20 protein-coding genes are annotated in these 18,544 nt (G+C 44.6%); 11 read left to right on the top strand and 9 right to left on the bottom strand.

Going from position 1 to position 18,544, the window contains the following annotated elements:
• The first annotated feature begins 4 nt into the window (after positions 1-4).
• Genes VF412_RS15280 through VF412_RS15270 form a run of 3 tightly spaced genes read left to right on the top strand, consistent with a single transcriptional unit; the run spans position 5 to position 3,145 of the window.
• Positions 5-1,744: an aromatic amino acid hydroxylase gene (locus VF412_RS15280; RefSeq protein WP_331340125.1), complete on the top strand. Its 1,740-nt coding sequence runs from the start codon at positions 5-7 to the stop codon at positions 1,742-1,744.
• The gene (locus tag VF412_RS15275) at positions 1,745-2,536 is read left to right on the top strand and encodes an RNA methyltransferase (RefSeq protein ID WP_331340124.1); all 792 of its coding nucleotides are present in this window, start codon (positions 1,745-1,747) and stop codon (positions 2,534-2,536) included.
• 27 nt (positions 2,537-2,563) lie between these two features.
• Positions 2,564-3,145 (top strand): DUF4337 domain-containing protein, encoded by a 582-nt coding sequence (locus VF412_RS15270; RefSeq protein ID WP_331340123.1) that lies wholly within the window; start codon positions 2,564-2,566, stop codon positions 3,143-3,145.
• 97 nt (positions 3,146-3,242) lie between these two features.
• Here the strand turns inward: VF412_RS15270 and VF412_RS15265 are convergent, their stop codons facing one another.
• The 6 genes from VF412_RS15265 to VF412_RS15240 all read right to left on the bottom strand — a co-directional run bounded on the left by VF412_RS15265 (position 3,243) and on the right by VF412_RS15240 (position 8,773).
• Positions 3,243-3,641, bottom strand: a complete 399-nt coding sequence (locus VF412_RS15265) for a hypothetical protein (protein ID WP_331340122.1) — start codon at positions 3,639-3,641, stop codon at positions 3,243-3,245.
• A gap of 24 nt (positions 3,642-3,665) precedes the next feature.
• Positions 3,666-4,073: a PspC domain-containing protein gene (locus VF412_RS15260; protein ID WP_331340121.1), complete on the bottom strand. Its 408-nt coding sequence runs from the start codon at positions 4,071-4,073 to the stop codon at positions 3,666-3,668.
• Positions 4,074-4,087: 14 nt separating this feature from the next.
• Entirely contained in the window at positions 4,088-5,275 is a 1,188-nt protein-coding gene (gene ribD / locus VF412_RS15255) for a bifunctional diaminohydroxyphosphoribosylaminopyrimidine deaminase/5-amino-6-(5-phosphoribosylamino)uracil reductase RibD (protein ID WP_331340120.1), read from the bottom strand.
• Positions 5,263-6,051: a hypothetical protein gene (locus VF412_RS15250; RefSeq protein ID WP_331340119.1), complete on the bottom strand. Its 789-nt coding sequence runs from the start codon at positions 6,049-6,051 to the stop codon at positions 5,263-5,265. Before VF412_RS15250 ends, ribD begins: the two co-directional genes overlap by 13 nt.
• Before the next feature lie 347 nt (positions 6,052-6,398).
• The gene (locus VF412_RS15245) at positions 6,399-7,529 is read right to left on the bottom strand and encodes a hypothetical protein (protein WP_331340118.1); all 1,131 of its coding nucleotides are present in this window, start codon (positions 7,527-7,529) and stop codon (positions 6,399-6,401) included.
• 2 nt (positions 7,530-7,531) lie between these two features.
• Positions 7,532-8,773: a DEAD/DEAH box helicase gene (locus VF412_RS15240; RefSeq protein ID WP_331340117.1), complete on the bottom strand. Its 1,242-nt coding sequence runs from the start codon at positions 8,771-8,773 to the stop codon at positions 7,532-7,534.
• Between the two features lie 104 nt (positions 8,774-8,877).
• On the opposite strand from VF412_RS15240, the gene VF412_RS15235 reads away from it, so the two are divergent.
• From VF412_RS15235 to VF412_RS15215, 5 genes are all read left to right on the top strand, one after another.
• The gene (locus VF412_RS15235) at positions 8,878-10,872 is read left to right on the top strand and encodes a M13 family metallopeptidase (RefSeq protein WP_331340116.1); all 1,995 of its coding nucleotides are present in this window, start codon (positions 8,878-8,880) and stop codon (positions 10,870-10,872) included.
• Between the two features lie 130 nt (positions 10,873-11,002).
• Positions 11,003-11,368, top strand: coding sequence for a rhodanese-like domain-containing protein (locus VF412_RS15230; protein ID WP_331340115.1), 366 nt, complete (start codon positions 11,003-11,005; stop codon positions 11,366-11,368).
• 6 nt (positions 11,369-11,374) lie between these two features.
• Positions 11,375-12,748: an HAD-IG family 5'-nucleotidase gene (locus VF412_RS15225; protein ID WP_331340114.1), complete on the top strand. Its 1,374-nt coding sequence runs from the start codon at positions 11,375-11,377 to the stop codon at positions 12,746-12,748.
• A gap of 95 nt (positions 12,749-12,843) precedes the next feature.
• Positions 12,844-13,134 (top strand): hypothetical protein, encoded by a 291-nt coding sequence (locus VF412_RS15220; protein WP_331340113.1) that lies wholly within the window; start codon positions 12,844-12,846, stop codon positions 13,132-13,134.
• Positions 13,135-13,299: 165 nt separating this feature from the next.
• Entirely contained in the window at positions 13,300-14,097 is a 798-nt protein-coding gene (locus tag VF412_RS15215; RefSeq protein ID WP_331340112.1) for a hypothetical protein, read from the top strand.
• A gap of 11 nt (positions 14,098-14,108) precedes the next feature.
• Here the strand turns inward: VF412_RS15215 and VF412_RS15210 are convergent, their stop codons facing one another.
• From VF412_RS15210 to VF412_RS15200, 3 genes are read right to left on the bottom strand one after another with little or no spacing between them, the layout of a single operon-like run.
• The gene (locus tag VF412_RS15210; protein ID WP_331340111.1) at positions 14,109-14,819 is read right to left on the bottom strand and encodes an SDR family NAD(P)-dependent oxidoreductase; all 711 of its coding nucleotides are present in this window, start codon (positions 14,817-14,819) and stop codon (positions 14,109-14,111) included.
• Positions 14,820-14,826: 7 nt separating this feature from the next.
• Complete coding sequence (locus tag VF412_RS15205; protein ID WP_331340110.1) at positions 14,827-15,402, bottom strand: hypothetical protein; 576 nt, start codon at positions 15,400-15,402, stop codon at positions 14,827-14,829.
• A gap of 19 nt (positions 15,403-15,421) precedes the next feature.
• Positions 15,422-16,147: a hypothetical protein gene (locus tag VF412_RS15200; protein WP_331340109.1), complete on the bottom strand. Its 726-nt coding sequence runs from the start codon at positions 16,145-16,147 to the stop codon at positions 15,422-15,424.
• 71 nt (positions 16,148-16,218) lie between these two features.
• Here VF412_RS15200 and VF412_RS15195 point away from each other — a divergent pair, with 71 nt between their 5' ends.
• The 3 genes from VF412_RS15195 to panC are packed head-to-tail and all read left to right on the top strand — an operon-like array spanning position 16,219 to position 18,542.
• Positions 16,219-16,989 carry a DUF2520 domain-containing protein gene (locus VF412_RS15195; protein WP_331340108.1) on the top strand — a complete coding sequence of 257 codons (771 nt, stop codon included), beginning with the start codon at positions 16,219-16,221 and terminating at the stop codon, positions 16,987-16,989.
• Between the two features lie 6 nt (positions 16,990-16,995).
• Positions 16,996-17,790 (top strand): 3-methyl-2-oxobutanoate hydroxymethyltransferase, encoded by a 795-nt coding sequence (gene panB / locus VF412_RS15190; RefSeq protein WP_331340107.1) that lies wholly within the window; start codon positions 16,996-16,998, stop codon positions 17,788-17,790.
• Positions 17,787-18,542 (top strand): pantoate--beta-alanine ligase, encoded by a 756-nt coding sequence (gene panC / locus VF412_RS15185; RefSeq protein WP_331340106.1) that lies wholly within the window; start codon positions 17,787-17,789, stop codon positions 18,540-18,542. The genes panB and panC overlap by 4 nt, the downstream gene beginning before the upstream one ends.
• Positions 18,543-18,544: the final 2 nt, after the last annotated feature.

Genomic DNA, 18,544 nt, shown 5'->3' with positions numbered 1-18,544 from the left:
ATTTATGGAGATTGAGTTTCTACCCCCACACTTAAGAAAATACGTCGTAGAACAACACTACGAAAAGTACACACCGATTGATCAAGCCGTGTGGCGCTATATTTTGCGTCAACTGCGCGCGTTTCTTTCCGTGAATGCTCATGAGTGCTACCTTGATGGACTTGAAAAGACAGGCATTGATGTTGAGCGCATTCCACATATTGATGACATCAGCAAAAAAATCCAAGAATTCGGATGGCGCGCTTATCCTGTCAGCGGATTTATTCCGCCTGCTGCCTTCATGGAGTTACAATCGTTAGGTGTTTTGCCTATTGCCTCTGACATGAGAACTTTGGACCACTTGCTTTACACTCCAGCCCCTGACATTGTTCATGAGGCCGCAGGGCATGCACCAATCTTGGTTCATCCTGAATTTGCTGAGTATCTTCGTCAGTATGCTCAAGTCGCAAAGAAAGCGATCATTAGCAAGGAAGATCTAGATCTTTACGAAGCGATTCGCGAACTTTCTGATATCAAAGAAAATCCTTCTTCAACGAAAGAGGAAATCAAAGCCTCTGAAGAAAAATTGGATCGCGTTAGCAAAAGTATTTCCCATGTTTCTGAAGCCTCCGAATTGGGCCGCATGAATTGGTGGACAGCTGAGTATGGTTTGATTGGCGATCTGAAATCGCCAAAACTTTTCGGTGCAGGCCTGCTTTCAAGTGTCGGCGAAGCGAAATGGTGTTTGGATGCAAAAGTTAAGAAAATTCCTTTAAGCGTTGATTGCATCAAGATGGGTTACGATATCACTGAGCCACAACCTCAGCTGTATGTGACTCCTGATTTTAAAACCCTGGGTAAAGTTCTTGAGGACATGGCTTCACAAATGGCTTTTCGCAAAGGTGGCCTTGAAGGTTTGAATAAGGCTATCCAAGCGCAGTCTGTGAATACCGCAGAACTAAATTCTGGCATTCAAATTTCCGGCAAAATTGTCGAAGCAATCACAATCAATAATCAGATCGCTTATCTTCGCTTGGATGGCCCTTCGCAGTTGTCTTATCAAGATCATCAACTTGAAGGTCATGACAATAAATATCATGCTCATGGTTTTGGAACTCCAGTCGGATACTTGAAAGATTATCCAGGTCGTTGCCCCTCTTCCTTGAGCGCCTCGGAATGGTCTTTCGTAAACGTTGAACCAGGCAGAAAAACCAAATTGGAATTTGAATCCGGTGTTGTTGTGACTGGAACTGTTCAAGGTCGCGTGGTGAAAGATGGAAAAACTTTGCTACTGACTTTAAAAGATGCGAAGGCCGAGCTGAATGGTCGCGTATTGTTTGCTCCTGAATGGGGAACATACGACATGGCTTTGGGCTGCACAGTTTCTTCTGTATTTGGCGGAGCAGCTGATCGTGAGGCCTATGGATACACAGATGACTTTGTAGCGAAGCGCGTTCCTGCTCCGAAATATTCAGCTAGCGAATTGAAACTGCAAAGTCAGTACGGTGCGCTTCGCAAACTTCGTGAAGACAAAACGACGGGTGCGGCTTTGGAAATGAAACTTGCTGAACTCTTTAAGACTCACGATTCAGAGTTTGCAGAGGACTGGCTTCTTCGTCTTGAAGGCGTCGAGCTCTTGAATACTCGCGCTCCACAATCTGCTTTAAAAGCAAAGCTTGAGAAGGATCTTCACGCTTTGGCTTCTAAAGATGAAAAAACAAAACAGCTTATCCAGGACGGACTTACCCTAGCAGGAAATCTGTAGATGAAACGTCCCTTTGACGTGCGCATCGTTCTGGTGCGCACAATCTATGAAAGAAATATTGGCTCTACTTCTCGCGCGATGAGCAACATGGGTTTTTCCAAGTTGATCTTAGTTGATCCACAGTGCGAGATCACTTACGACGCCCAACAAGCAGCAGCAACTGGACAAACGGGTTTGCAGAACCGCACAACTTATAAAAGTTGGAATGAGTTTTTCGAAAAAGAGCCTGAAAGTATTAAAATCGCTTTCACGGCTCGAGATGGAAAAGGTCGTCAGGTTCGCGATATTGATGATGTGCTTGCTGACATCAAAGATCACTCCCCGCAATTCCAACATTCCAGTGACGAGCCGTACACTGTTCACTTGATTTTCGGCCCCGAGGACTGGGGATTGTCGGCAGAAGACCTTGAACATGCGAATTTTTGTGCATGCTTGCCAACCTTCGGGGAAAACTGGAGTCTGAACTTGGCCCAAGCGTCTTTGCTTGGCATGTTCTCGCTTCGTCGTGCTTGGGGTGGCGATCGCACGAAGTTGGATGGCGGGAAGTCCCGCAGAGCCCCTCAAGGCATTGAGGGAATTAATCCCGAGGCCACATTGAAGACCTGGCTTGAAGAAATGGGTTTTGATCTAACTCGCCAAAGAAAAATCAATGTGTTCACGGTTCTTCGTCGTATGCTTTTGCAAAATACCCCGACGAAGAAAGAGCTCGTGATTCTTGAAACAGTCCTGCAACAAGCAACGCGTAAATTGAGAGAGTGGAAAGAGTATCAAAACCGTGATAACAAAGGTTAGTTAGTAACAACGTTATCAGGAATTTTTATGGAAGAGATTGAAGTCCCTCTGGAGCAGACACAAGAACACCTACAACACGAATCCCTTCATGGTGGTCATGGTGGCGGCCACGGCCACGGCGTCGGAGCTGAAATTGCTGGCTTTAGTTTGATTAATATCGGCGCCGTGATGTCTGCGGTTTTAGCCGTCTTTGCTGCGATCTGCGCACTACTGGCAGGCCATTACTCGAATGAAGCAATGATTGAACAAATCAAAGCTTCAGACCAATGGTCTTACTATCAAGCAAAAGGTATTAAAGGCGCACTTCAAGAATTCCGCCTCGAGATGAACGCTACCGATGGCGAAAAAGTCGACAAAATCAAAGAGCGCATCGAGAAATACAAAAAAGATCAAGAAGGTATCCAAGAAGCTGCCAAGGAAAAAGAGGAAGCGAGCGAAAAGCTTCTGACCTGGCACGAACGCTTAGCCATGTCTGTGACATTCTTCCAAGTAGCTATCGCAGTTATTGCGATCGGTGTTTTGACCCGTAAGAAGTTCTTCTTCTTTATGGGCGCCGGCTCTGGTCTGATTGGTTTGGTGAGCTTTATTAGCTTCTTCTTTATTCGCTAATAATAAAAAAGGCACCCACAAGGTGCCTCTTTTACTTTTTCAAAGATAATTTTCCGAACTTACAACACTCAGCATCGCAAAAAGGTACGGCGTACCTTTAGGTTTCTTGGATTTCGATTTCTTTTGAACGGACTGCTTTCAACTTCGTATCCAATTTCGCCAAGGCTTCGGCCATTGTTTGACCTAGATCATTGAGTTCGTGAATACGATTTAGAGTTTCGCTGTCATCACCGCCTACCAAGCGCAAGCTTTCGAGCTTGGCAGAGTTCAAGTCCAACTCTTTAGAGAGAGTTTCAAGCTTCTGATTGAGTTTCTTGCGATCCTCGGTCAAGGCTTTGGTTAGCTCGCGAACTTTGTCGAGGCTCATGACTTCGACGTTTGAATTTCCAAAGGCTTCGTCTGAGTCGGACTCTTCATCTCCGTGGAATGCTTCCATCAAAAGAGCCCATTCTTTTTTGAGGGATTTTACGATCGACCTACTACTGTCATCACCCATAAATACTGAGTTACTCCTGCGCTGTTAAAGCGACTTGCGGGGTTCATCAGCCGTTGGAACTAAGAAATAACAAAGGCCGTAAACCAAGATCGCAGATCCGAAAGTCACAAATAAGAACAACACTGCGACTGTTCTTACGATACCGACTTCCAGCTGATATCTCTTAGCAATTCTAGCACACACGCCCAGAAGCTTTCTATCTAGAGCTTGGTCCAGTCTATCGACGCGGGGCAGACAAATTGCCAGGATCAAATATAGAAGAACCCCAGTGCCGAACCATAGGATCGCAACAATCCAAATGACGCGAAGTATCCATGTTTCAATACCTAAAGATTGGGCTAGGCCCTTGCAAACTCCCGCCAATGCGCCATCGCTTGCACGAGTCCAACGATAATTGATGCCTGATTTATCTGCCGTCATTGTTTCTGACATGGGACTTGCTCCTACTATTTCAAAGTACCAGTAATCATAAAGTCGCCACCAAAAGTTTGATAGCGAGGATTATTTACGTGAATTTTATCCTTCATCTGCTTGATACGTAAAGATTCCGTCCAAGATCTTGAACCGCCAGCCCCCATGATAATCGGAGCTTGGAACATATAAATCCTATTCACTAAATTATGCTGAACAAAAGAGCTCGCCGTCAAAGCCCCGCCTTCTACCATCACCGAACGAAGCCCCTGCTGATAAAGATGCTCAAGCAAGTTTTCCAAATTCAAATCGCCGCCAACATTTGTCTTTACATACACCATTTGCGGAGGATTTTTAAATTTCGAGATCTTCTTTTCGATCTGCTCTTTCAAATCCTCAGCGACACACCAAAAGATATTTTTTCCTTCGTGGAGCGCCGAAAGTTTCAAGTCGCTATATTTGGAAAGTAAATCCCCTTCGCCGTCGATCACGATGACTTTATTTTTCTTTTCAATCGTTGGATGCCGAATGTTCAAAGAGGGATTATCGAATTCAATCGTCCCCTTGCCGACAAGAATGCCGTCATAGCAAGAGCGCAAGTAATGAACGTATTCGCGAGATTCAGGACCTGTGATCCATTGGCTTTCGCCAGACTTCAAAGCCACTTGTCCATCAAGACTGCTAGCCATTTTAAGCGAGACAAAAACTCTCTTCTGACGGAAGTTCCAAAGAAAAGCTTCACACACTTCTTCCAACTGAGTTTTGATTTCGGCTTCTAGTTTTTTATCAGCAGAAGAAAACACCTCTGCTTCAATACCGACATCTTTCAAAATCTGTGCGCCTTGCCCCGCCACCAAAGGATTTGGATCAATCAAACCGAAGGTAACTTTTTTTACCGGCAACTTCGCAATCATCTTCGCACATGACGGAGTTTTCCCTTCATGAGCACAAGGCTCTAGAGTCACGATGACATGAGCCTCTTTAAGGACATCGGCAGATAAATTCTTAAGAGCGTTCACTTCGGCATGAGGACCACCGTAAAACTCATGGTGACCGGCTTGTAAAAATCCTCCTTTGCTATCAAGAACTACGGAACCAACAAGAGGATTCGGGCTGACGCGAGGACCGCCTTTATATGCTTCGCTGATTGCAAGCTGCATCGCTTGCTCGGTTGTCATGGGTGTGCCACGCGCAGGAATGGGCAAAGTTTTTATTTGCTCCATCGTTTGGCTCCTTTTTTGATGATATCAATTTGAACGGGTCCGCAAGTTACAGGATCTGCAGCGTCTTGCGCTGCCAAAGCGATATGTTGAATACCTGAACCTTTGAACTCCTTTAAATATTCTAGAACTTCCATATTCGCAGCGGAAGGTTCGTGAATTTCAATGACGAAGTTTTCACTAGGCGCTTGCATAGCCACAGAAGTTTTCGAATTTGAGATGTCCTGAAAACCTAAAATCTTCGCGTAAAAGTCATACCATTTTTGCAATTCACCTTGAGGAACATTGTTTGTCAGATGATCGACAGACAAAATATTTCCACCAGGATGTGCATCTTCATCACGAACCAGAAGAGATTCCTTGTACAAAGTGTTTTGATTTTTTTCATCGAGGAAAAAGATCAACGAATCGCCCACTCCGTAGATGGCTGGAAAAAGCGTCGAAGCTTTTTGATGTTCATTGCCTTCGTAAGCACGAGCACCTCGATTGAGTGCTCTTTGATAAGCTTCTTCTGCATTTTCAACAAAAAAACCCAGTGCACAAACAGAAGGACCGTGAGCTTTTGCAAACTCCATGGCCAATGTCTGCGGTTCACAGTTCACAAGGAAGGTCACATCGCCTTGGCGATAAGCTCTGATATTTTTGCCGTGAACCTGGCCGATCTCGCGAAGACTTAATTGTTTGAGAGCCTGATCGAAAAAGTGCGCGTCAGGACCCGAGAACTCGATGAAGTCCAAGCCTTTCAACCCCAGGGGGTTTTTCTCTGATTGCGCGGTCACTTTTCCTCCGTTCCCAAAGTTTGTTTCTATCGGGTAAGTGAAAGTAATTATTGGGAAAGTACCCAACAAGTGACCGTAACCTCATTTGCATCCAGATTCAAGAAGAACAGCTTAGACTCCCTGACGCTTCATTCTGAGATCGTATTAATCCCTAACATTAAAATGTTCCAGACCTAACATAAATTCGATGATGTTTTATGACATTTATTCCGATTCAAAAATATCGGGGGAATTGTGGCAGTACAAAACAAACAAAAAAATCCAAGTTGGTTTTACTTTGCACTCGCCCTTCAGTGCATTGGCATCATTATCCTCATTGGCATGATGCGCGACCTGATGTGGATCCTTTAATAATTCAAGCTCGACGAAAACATCACGCCCACGCTGTCATATGAAGAATCTGTAGAAGAGCGTGAATCGCTTTTCGTATAATACAAGCCGAGTATCAACTCATTCGCTCTATTTAAAATCGAACAACCTGCTGTCGCAATGTAGTCCGTGCTAATCACACGATCAGCATAACCCAACCCTGCCATTGGTTGAAATTGTCCGGCTCTGTCGTACTTCCATCCGACACTATAAGACCAAAATGCAGAGGAAGTCGTATTCACTCCATTTTCATTTTGAGCAGACTCGACACCATTGTATGCGACGTCAGTGAACAGACGATGCAGTCCTAATCGCACCTGAGTTCCCAAGAGCACATCAGGGTCTTCTTTCGAGTTAGTTTTATACTTTACCGTGGTTTGACTGATCTGCGTTGGCGTTGCGGAGTTTGTTACCGAGTCCACGCGCGATGCCTCATCATTCAGCGTAACAGGAGTAAAATTCATAGAAGCTCCGACAGTCCAGTCAGGAGTTATCTTCCACATAATTCCTGGCATAAGAAAAATGACTGAATTTTTAGTGTGTGACTCTTGATATTCAGTCGCCGCGATAGAGCTTGTTTGATAAGAAGAATATGCGTAAGTTTCCGTCGACGAAAACGTGACCCCTGTCGAAACTCCCCATGAAAAACTCGAATTTAGATTGCGCGCATAAGAGACACCAGCCGCGATGTTATCAGTATCCACCGTAACGTTGGCTTTAGCTTGAGCTGCACCACTTTCAGATTGCGTGCCCTGAAATATCTTAAACGAAATAGGATTCGCTACGAAAACCGCACCCATGCCATCAGCAATCGGATAAATCCCAGCTGTCAGCAACGGACGAAGTTTCAAATCATTGGATTGTTGTTCAAGACCCTCTAATTGAAAATGCTGCTGACCTAAGGCATTCCCGCTGACAGAGATATTCAATTCTTTAGCTTCACGAAATCCCAAGCCTGCCGGATTGTAAATCACGTTGCCTGGCGAGTCTTCCAGAGCTGCGCCAGTGTTTGCCATGAAAGATTCTAAATGACCCACCGGAAAAGGAGAAATCACCGCAAACGCACCTTCAGCAAATAGCAAAAATAAAATCACAAAAAAAGATTTCATTCTTATTTCTCTAGTTTTTTATAAAATTCTAAAACCTTTGGATCTACGATGATCGAACGTGGATTCCATCCGATAAGATGCAACCCTTCAGCAGAGCGAAGCCGACTTAAAGCTACGTAAGCATGACCCGGTTCCCACAAACGACTGATATCACACCAAAGATCATCTAAGGTCGCACCTTGGCTTTTATGAATCGTTGTTGCGTAAGCAAGGGCCAATGGGAATTGAATGACCGAAGCCATGATATTGCCCTCAGCATCTTGCAAAGAAAACTGTGACTTGTCGGCCTGCACTTCACGGCCATTGTCTTTTTTCACAGTGATCTTGTCGTCCGTGATATCAGTGACAACACCGCGTGTGCCATTCACCCAACGCTTTTGGGGATCGTTTTGGAGGAACATCACTCGACATCCCAGTTTTAAGACAAGCTTCACCGGTACCGGGGCTGTTTTCATTAATAGCTCGATATGCTTTTCCGAACCGAAATAAATCGAATCAATCACGATTTCATCATCAGGAATTTCGCCAAGCTTCATTTGATTGAATTTTTCTGCATCCAATTTTCGTGGAAAAAGTCTTGTACCCGGGTGATCAGGATCGTGCTGTTGCAAATGTTCGTTCAGGAAATCGCGAACACGTGGAGTACTCAGTCCATGGCGAATATCGTGAAGCACATCTAAAAACAAATCGTCAGACACCCTCTGGTTGTGAGACAGCATAACCGTTTGAAAACCACTGGCAGTCCAAACTTGATTCAGAAAACACCAATCTCGCTGACCTGTTTGCGTCACAGGAGGAAGTTGAGCAAAGTCACCGACCGCAATAATGCGCATGCCTCCCCAAGGAAGCTTTGATTCGCGAGCCTTCTGAGTCAAAGCTTCCGCAATCATCAATGCCTGCCCCGGAATCATCGAAATTTCATCAATGATGACGCCTTCGACTTTGCGTAAACGCGCCATCAATTTGTTGTCTTTCGAGGCTCTTTCATAAGTGGCGTCAGGTCCACCTTCCATGATCCCTAAACCGAAAAAACTATGAAAAGTTCGTCCACCCAATAAAACAGCGGCGGCGCCAGTACTAGCCAGAATAGGAAGTTCCTTCGTATCCACTTCTTTCATGTAGTGACGAATTAAAAAACTTTTACCACTTCCAGCGCCACCCGTTAAAAAAACGTTCTCGCCAGATCTTAAAAGATCCAACGCGGTAGCTTGTTCTGGAGATAAGTCGACGGGGGCTTTTGTCATGGAGTGACGATCATGCCATTCACCTAGACCATTAGCAAGACCGCTATTGCAATTCACTCTATTCAGTCATGAAATAAGATGTTTCTTCGAAAGGATTCGACACAATGACTCATCAGGTTCTGTCAGCGTTGCTGATTTCAGCATCTCTTATTTCATCCCCTGTCTTTGCCAAGGCGCCGTCTTCAGAAATTCCAGAAAAGCGTGAATTTCCTTTGAATCCGGCAGTCAACCCTTGTGAAGACTTTCACAAATACGTTTGTTCAGAAGTAGAAGCTTCTTTCAAACTTCGTGACGATCGCAGCCATCACTTGTTTGCATTCAGCGATTCACGCGAAAGACTTTTGGAAGTTAAAAAGAAATTCATGGCCGAGCTTCCAACAAAGAAGGGATTGAACGAACGCACAGAGCAACTTCGTGATATGTACATGGCATGCATGGACCCAAAAGCTCGTGCTGGTTCTGAAAAAGCTGAAGTCAAAAAACTTCAGAAAGACTTGAAAGAGATCGACACTGTCGAAGACCTGGTAACTTACGTAAATACGCAAACTCCGAAGGGCTTCTTCAGTCCACTCCAATGGATGGGTAACACTCCGGATTTGGATAACCCAAAGCGTTTGAACATCATCATCGGCGGCAACATGATGAACTTGCCGGACCATAAGTATTATGAAAATGCCGCTTTGATGGCTGACTACAAAAGACTTTTAGTTTCATTCTTCAAAGCGATCAATCCTGGCATTAAAGCTTCCGAGGCGGAAAAGCGGGCGCAAGGCGTGATCGACATGGAAAAGGACTTCATCAAGACATATCCGGTGGCTGCGGAACGCCGTCAACGTTGGAGCGAAAGACACTTGATGACCCAAGAAGAAACAGAAAAAAAGTATCCAAACTTGAAATTCGATATGCTTTTCAAAAAAGCTCCGAAGGAAGCTTTGGTTAGTAATCCGATTGCAGAATCCGCAACTTTCATGAACGAAGAACTTCCAAAACGTCCTTTGCAAGTTTGGAAGGACTATCTGCTGGTAAAAAACCTTTCTGATCAAATGGACGATGCATACCCTGCGTTCTTCCAACAAAACTTCGACTTCGAGAAAAAATATTTCGGCGGTCCTGACAAGCGCCCCGTTCGCCAAGAGCGTTGTACAGACCTAGTGACTGATTACTTTATGAAGGAACTTGATGCCGCTTTAGTTGATCAAGTATTCCCGAACTTTGACGAGAAAAAAGTCACAGAGGTTGCTGAAGCGATTCGCGCTTCGATCTTAAAGGGTCTTGAGGATAACAAGTGGCTTTCTTCAGAAGGCAGAAAAGGTGCCATCGCAAAAATCAAAACAGCGCGTCTGCAACTTGTGAAACCCCATACAGATAAAGAATGGGACTTCATGCCTGTTCGTAAATACACAAAGACAGACTTGATGGTGGATAAACATCTTTACCGTGAAGCTGCCTTCAGCAAAATGATTAAAGAACTTCATGAGCCAGCAAACCAAGATGCTTGGGGCATGGGTCCTTTGACTGTGAACGCTTACTATAGTGAAAATGAAAATAAATTCGTTTTGCCGATCGGTATCTTGCAGTATCCATTCTACAACAAAGACGGCTCTTTGATTGAAAACCTGGGTGCCGTAGGTGCGGTTGTTGGTCACGAGATCGGTCACAGTATTGATGATAACGGCGCGAAGTACGACTCTGAGGGTCGCCTGAAACAATGGATGAGCGAAAAAGACGTTCTTGAATTCGGCAAACGCCAATCTAGACTGGTCGATCAATTCAATAAGGCAGATCACGATGGCCGCCTGACTTTAGGTGAAAATACAGCTGACCTTGTGGGCGTGACTTTCGCTTTCAATGCGGCTTTCCCGAATGGTAAGGGTTCCGTTGAAGATAAAAAGAAATTCTTTATTGCCTACGGTCGCTTGTGGTGCTCGGTCACTCGTCCTGATTTTGATAAATTGATGAGAAAAACAGACCCTCATGCTGCGGGCTGGGCTCGCATTAATGAGCAAATTAAGCAACAACCAGCCTTTGCAGAGACATTCCAATGTAAAGCTGGAGACAAGATGACGCTTCCAGAAGCAGAACGCGTACAAATTTGGTAAAAATCTACGCCCCTCGTCGAGATAACACGAATGCGAGGGGCTCTTTATTGAAGGAAATTTCGTTTCCTGATATTCTTAGAGTCTTGGCTCTGGTCTGTCCCGAGCCACAAGCTCCACGCAAGGAGGACTCATGACTGCAAAAAATGTTGAATTCGACACGAAGACTGAAAACCCTTACTTCGAGGGTGTCTTTGATATTGCTCCTACTGAACTTCAACAAAAAATGAATCAGGTAAAGTTGATCGATGTTCGCCAACCCGAAGAATACGTCAACGAACTTGGCCATATTGCCGGCACGGATTTGATTCCACTAGGTACGTTGCCTGAGCACATTCAAAGTCTTCCCAAAGATCAAACCATCGTTTTCATATGCCATAGCGGAGGCCGTTCTGCGAAGGCCACTGCTTACGCATCCATGAATGGTTTTTCGAACGTTTATAACATGCTTGGCGGAATGGTTGCGTGGAACCAACTGCATCTGCCAACTGAAAGATAAGAAAATATGTCTGGAAAAGTTTTTGTTAACAGAACTCTAAATATGAAAAAGGTCCGCTACATAGGTGTAGACATGGACCACACTTTGGTTCGCTACAACAGTGAGAACTTCGAGCGTTTGTCCCACACGACAATGATCGACAAACTGGTTAAGCGTGGCTACCCAGAGACTTTGCGCAAGCTGACTTTCGATTATAACTTCGCGATTCGCGGACTTGTGATCGACCGTAAGATGGGAAATCTTTTGAAACTGAATCGCTACACAGCGATTCGCGCAAGCTATCACGGCTTGAAGCCATTGGATTTTAAAACCCACCAAAAGTTGTACAAATCCACTTACATCGACTTGTCTAATAACGATTACTTGGCGGTAGACACTTCATTCTCGATCTCTTTGGCGAATTTGATCGCGCAAATTGTTGAGTTGAAAGACACAGACACTGCAAACAAATATCCTGAATACGTTCAGATTGCCGATGATGTTTTGGATGCTTTGGATGAGGCCCATCGTGACGGATCATTGAAAGAAGTCGTAAAGAACAACTTGGATCATTACATCGTAAAAGATGCGGGCCTTGTTGCAAATCTTGAGAAATTCCGTCGTCACGGTAAAAAGATCTTCGTCTTGACGAACTCTGATTACCACTACACGAAATTGCTTTTGGATTATGCGATTCAACCGTTCTTGAAAGAGCACAAATCTTGGCAGGATCTATTCGAGATCGTAATCACTTTCGCATCAAAACCAAAATTCTTCTATGAAAGCCAAAGGTACCTTCGCGTGAATCCGGCGGATGGAACAATGACGAACATGGAAGGCAAACTGACTCCGGGAATTTACCAAGGCGGTAACGCTAAGAAATTCACCGCAGATCTTGATTTGGCTGGCGATGACATCTTGTACATCGGTGACCATATCTATGGTGATATCCTTCGTTTGAAAAAGGATTGTAACTGGAGAACGGCCATGGTGATCGAAGAGCTTGATGTTGAAGTTGAAAACAACAGAAAAGCAGAGCCTATCAATCAAGAGATCGAAGTTCTTATGAAGAAAAAAGAACCTCTTGAAGACGAATTGACAGAGATCATGACAAGAAAAATTGAAAAGGCCGCTGACGTGAATGAAGCACAAATCGAAACTCTTCAGAAAACTATTTCTGAGATCGATGCGCAAATCAGTCAGTTAATCAAAAAGCAACAGGCCATGTACAACGGCAACTGGGGTCAATTGATGAGAGCAGGTAACGAAGAAAGTTATTTCGCTTATCAACTAGATCGTTACGCTTGCGTTTACATGGAAAAGCTCGCTGACCTCTTAGAGCTATCTCCGAGAACGTACTTCAGAGCACCTCGCCGTCCGTTGGCTCACGAAATTTACTAACAGTAGATTTCTTTTAAATCTACAGCGCGTCAAACCCCTTCTTCGGAAGGGGTTTTTCTTTTTTGTCGCCAACGAAACTGCTACTTTCGATCTATATGAAAAACTTTGTGGCTTTTGGTGGTTTGGTTCTTTTGATTTCAATTGGCGTTGTTTCATGCAAGGCGAATCAAAAAAATGCAACAACAGCTGTTTCAACTCAGGCATTAACAACTTCGACTCAAGCATGCGATACTCCTTCAGACTCCGTTCTTGATGAAGGCGCCTGTTCAGTTCCATTAAAGACAGCTCCGACTGTTCCATCTGCTACTGTTCCACCGAATATGTCGACCCCCGCGACAACGGCAACAACTTCCAGCCCTGAACCAAAAGCAAGTACTCATCACTAAAATGCCTCGATTCTGAGAAAGTGAAGCCCTATTGATACTCTTCGGGCCTCAATTGCGTCTGAATCATCTGGAAGTTTCGTTTTTCGTTAAACTTGCATCAAGCTTCAATAGTTCGCACGTAGAATGACTTCATAAAGTGATCATAGCATCACTGGGAGTCTTAGTTTGAAACGCAAAACAGCCCTAATCCTTTTTACTCTTTCGATGTCAGTTATGGATTGCACCGGCTCTCGTTCAAGCAGCGAGACTTCTTCTTCTGCGAAGACCTCTGCCTCTACAAAATCTGCTGGCATAATGGCGAAAGCTTCCGACACCACTACTTCTCTTGACACGAAATTCGCACGAACACTGGCCGAAATGATGACGACTGATCGCCAAGCTCTGATGTCATTTCAAACTGGTGGTTGTGTGAAGACGGACTACAGTCTTAAATCCGATAAACAGGATGATCAGATTTTTCACGTGGATTGTAAGACCGTGGATGGAACCATCGAAGTTATCGCAAGCAAAGGCGGCGAGAATAAATCCTACGACATAACAACAGATTTGACTTATTCGGTCGACGCCATCTCTTCTCGTGTTGACACTTCGTTTTATTCAATCAAGATCGATAAAGATAAGACGGAACGTATTACCAAGGATTTTTCCGAGACATTCGTCGCTAAAAATGCGTCATTTGAATTTAGCGGTACTTCGAATTACTTATTCACCCCAGATAAAGATAGCGAAAGCGATACGACCGGAAAAATCTCTATCGACAGCACGATCTACTTTTCAAAGAATCAAAAAGATATGAAATATTTCGATGTAGCATCTTTTGGTTTGCACAAATCGGCATGCGGCATTGATAGCGGCACTTTATCTTTTTCGAATGCAGATGTGACCTATCACATCACTTATTCTGGATGCGGGACCTTTAACATCAAAGAAACAAAGGCCACGGACACCGCAGCCTTTTATTAGTCACAATTTTTTTACCACTCAATTCTTTCGCCATCGCGGAAGAATCCACCGGTCGGTCCACCCTTTGGCAAAGTAGCAGCCCATAGAATTCCCTTGATCCCTTGATCGATAGATCTATCAGCGCCTTGACCACCCATATCGGTTTTCACCCAACCAGGACAAATCGAATTCACCAAAACATCTTCGCCCTTCGCCTCTTCAGCAAAAACACGAGTCACAACATTCAATGCCGTCTTAGACATGCGATAAGCCGCATAACCGCGATTCATATCGCTCAGCTGTCCCATGCCTGAAGAGACATTCACAATGCGACCATGACCTTCAGCTTGCATCATAGGGAAAATCTTTTGCGTTAAAAGAAATGGCCCCAATGTATTGGTTGTGAAAGTCTTTTGTATAGTTGAGGATTTGGTTTTGAAGACAGAACTATTTCCACCGTCCTCATCATCAATAAAAATTCCCGCATTATTTACAAGAACATCGACATAACCATATTCACGACGGAAAGCTTCTGCAAATTCGTTAATGCTTTTTTCCTGAGAAACATCCAGCTTCATCGCCACCACATCAAGATCTTTCATCTTGAGGGTATTAATTTGCTTTTGTGCCTTCTCGGGATTGCGCATACCCATGATCACTTTGTAGCCTTTTTGCGCCAAAGCCTCGCTGGTAGCGTAACCAAGACCACGACTTGCCCCTGTAACAATCGCAAGCTTCTTCATAAAGAACCTATTTCTTCACTGCAGGAAGAGGTTGAGGACCCTCATTCACTGGAACCAAAATATTTGTCGTCCAGTTACGTTGGTCGATCACACATTCTGAGGAAATCACACGCCAGTGCTCGATCGGAAAGTGATAGCCTGTTTCAACCCAACCCCAGCCTGTCCAATCCACGGTGCGCTGATAATAGCCACCTTGGTAACCGTCACGCACGGAACGTGTCTCGCGGTGGTAAGTCAAAAGAGGATAATGGATTTTCACATGACCTTGAGCGTCTTTTTGAATGAAGGCTTTCTCGTCGAATACACAGTTATAGTAAGCATCCACACTGCGAACGCGGCCGTTGATTGTTTCACCGGCTTTAACTTCGTGATTTGCTGGCATAATAAATTCAAAGAACCAATTCACTTGTTGGCCAGTTGAATAATAGCTTGTCGTATTCAAAGTGAGTGAGCGATTGAACTCTGTCAAACGTACCTGCTTCGTACCGTCTTCATTTTGATAGAGCCCCTCGAAACTGCTTTGAGCCTGGGCCAATACCGGCAAAGCCAATGCTACGATCACGGACAATAAATTCATTTTCATAATCCCTCCTGAAGATCTGCTAGTTTCTATTAAATAAAATCAGATAATCTTTTGCTCCGGTCTTATCCATCAAACCAGAGTATTTTCTCGCCTCAAACTTTTTCGTGTAAGTCTTGCGAGCCACCGTGCGAATCATGCAGCCAAGACCGCTTGTTCCCGCCGGATCCACAGCCCCCCCCGCCGCACATGCTGGTTCAAAAGTTTTTTCCTGATCACGCGTTAAAGGAAATTCACTCACCGTTAAACTCGTCACCGGAATTTGATATTCCGTTTGTAACTTATCCGCCACGTTTTCCTTAATTAGCTGAGAAGAGTAAATGTTAGGACCAATGATGGCTACACGAAGATTCTGTTCCCGTGCTTTTTTTATTCCATCCGCAACACGGGAAATCTCTTCTTTAAGAGGAATGTGCACGACGTCGTTAAAAATCTCGACATAGGGAAGCATTGATTCAACCACAATCACATCGTACTTCGAACCCTGTCCCTGATTGGCCTCTAGAAAACCGCGCCACAATTCGATTTGTTCAATTTTATTCGGAGTAACACCCAGGAATATTACGGGTGCCAACTTAACTTCGGGGCGAAGCTTTTCGAACACAGCTTTGCCGAACTCTTCGGGAAGAGAAACCTGAGTGAATTCAATCTTCGGCAGCGCTTGAGGCCCTATATCCGGCATATGCATAGAGATATAAAGACCTACAGCGACTACTAAAACGGCACCTATCCAATACAAGTACTTCATAGGACTATCGGCCTATCACCACTCGACCCGTCATGGCAAGACTCATTGTATTCTGTTAGAATTGTGTTAAGTTGCGAATCATTACAGAGGACTTGATCACTAAACCGACAGGTACCGCAAAAATTATGGCGACGAATACTTTATCTTCTTATAGCTATCTTCTTATTGGCTCTGGCCGCGTCGCCCGACATCTCGCTCACTATTTTCATTTATTAAATATCAGACATCAATCTTGGGATCGATCCCAGGATCCACACTTGCTGAAGCCAAAGGTTCTTGCTAGTTCACATGTCTTGCTCGCTATCAGCGATAGCGCGCTTCAAGGCTTTTACCGCCAACATTTAGCAGGGCTTGAAAAAACCGTCATACACTTTTCTGGCGCACACAACTTTGAAGACATGATTGCAGCTCACCCGCTTATGACCTTTGGGCCAGAGCTTTATGATCTCGAATTCTACCAAAAAATTCATTTCACGATGACCGGAGCCTCTTTAAGCGAAGCGCTTCCTGGTCTGCCAAACCCTTCCAGCATTTTGCCGGCAGAGCTAAAAGCCCTCTATCACGCACATTGTGTGCTGGGCGGAAACTTCACTACTTTACTGGTTGGAAAAATGCTTTCAGGCTTTGCTGAAATGAACATTCCCGCAGAGGCCGCAAGGATTTACATTGAAAAGGTGATCGGCAATGTTTTCGCCGATCCTAGTAAAGCCCTCACCGGCCCCTTAGTTCGCAAAGACGTCGAAACTGTGAAAGCGAATTTGCAATCACTGAAAAATGATCCCTATACAGAAATTTATCAGGCCTTTTTAAAGACATATTGGCCCGAGTATCCCAGAAAGTGAGGCCTTATGAAAACCATCCTCGATTTCCAAGACAAGAAAAATAAAAACGAAAAAATCACTATGGTCACATGCTATGACTACACTTTCGCGCGCATTCTTGCAGAAAGTGATGTGGACTGTTTGCTGGTTGGTGACTCACTTTCAAATACAATGTTGGGTCATCCAACAACTCTAAGTGCAACGACGAACATCATGGCGATGTATGCCGGGGCTGTGGCTCGCGGCGCTGGCGATAAAAAACTTGTTATCGCCGACCTTCCTTTCATGAGCTATCGCAAAGGCATTACAGCAACAATGACGGCCGCTGAAAAAGTCATGCGTTCTGGTGTTCACGCTGTGAAACTTGAGGGTGGTGAAGGTAATTACGCCATGGTAAAACACATGGTCGGCTCTGGTGTTCCAGTGATGGGTCATTTGGGTTTGACTCCGCAGTCAGTGAATCAACTGGGCGGTTTTAAAGTTCAAGGTCGTGACGAAAAAGCTCAAAAGAAAATTATGGAAGAGGCTTTGCGTCTGCAAGATGCAGGTGCTTTCAGCGTTGTACTTGAATGCGTTCCGTCTCACCTAGCAAAAGAAATTACCGCAGCCTTGGATATTCCAACGATCGGTATCGGAGCAGGATCTGATACAAGTGGACAGGTCTTGGTCCTTCAAGATCTTTTGGGTATGAATCCAGGTTTCAAACCTAAATTTGTTAAAACTTTTTACAACGGTTTTGAAAACTTAAAAGACGCGTTCAACACTTATCACGAAGAAGTGACAGGTGGACAATTCCCCAGCGCGAAAGAGAGCTATTCATGACAGTTGTTTTGCGATCTCCGCAAGAATTCAAACAATGGCGCCGACAACAGAAGGGCACGGTCGGCTTCGTTCCCACAATGGGCGCCTTACATACGGGTCACGAGGAATTGATCAAACGCGCGCGTAAAGAAAACGACGTCGCGGTTCTTTCCATCTTTGTGAACCCAACGCAGTTCAATGATCCGAAGGATTTTGAAAAATACCCCATCACTTGGGATCAGGATTTAAAAATGGCTGAGGACAACAAAGTCGATGCCATTTTCTATCCTCGTTATCCGGATATGTATCCAGACAACTACCGTTATAAAGTCACAGAATCTGAATATTCGAAACTTCTAGACGGCGCTCATCGCCCAGGACACTTTGATGGTGTTTTATCCGTGGTGATGAAGCTCTTTAACATCGTCTCTCCGACTCGCGCTTATTTTGGAGAGAAAGACTTCCAGCAAATGACGTTGCTTCAAGGAATGGTCGAAAGTTTCTTTATGAATCTTGAGATTGTTCCTGTTCCAACAGTGCGCGAAAGCGATGGATTGGCAAAAAGCTCGCGCAATGTTCGCCTCAGCGAAGCTGATCGTGCGAAAGCGCCGGCAATTTACAAAGCCATCACTCAAAGTAACACTGCTGATGAAGCAGCTCGCATTTTAACTGAACAAGGCTTTAAGGTGGATTACGTCACTGATGTGGGAAATCGCCGTTTTGTTGCAGCCGTTCTGGGTGAAGTGAGGTTGATTGACAATGTCCAAATCTAAAG

This window comes from Bdellovibrio sp., assembly GCF_036384735.1.
GTDB lineage: Bacteria > Bdellovibrionota > Bdellovibrionia > Bdellovibrionales > Bdellovibrionaceae > Bdellovibrio.
Note: the sequence above shows the minus strand (reverse complement) of the source record. Positions and strands in the feature narration are given on the sequence as shown.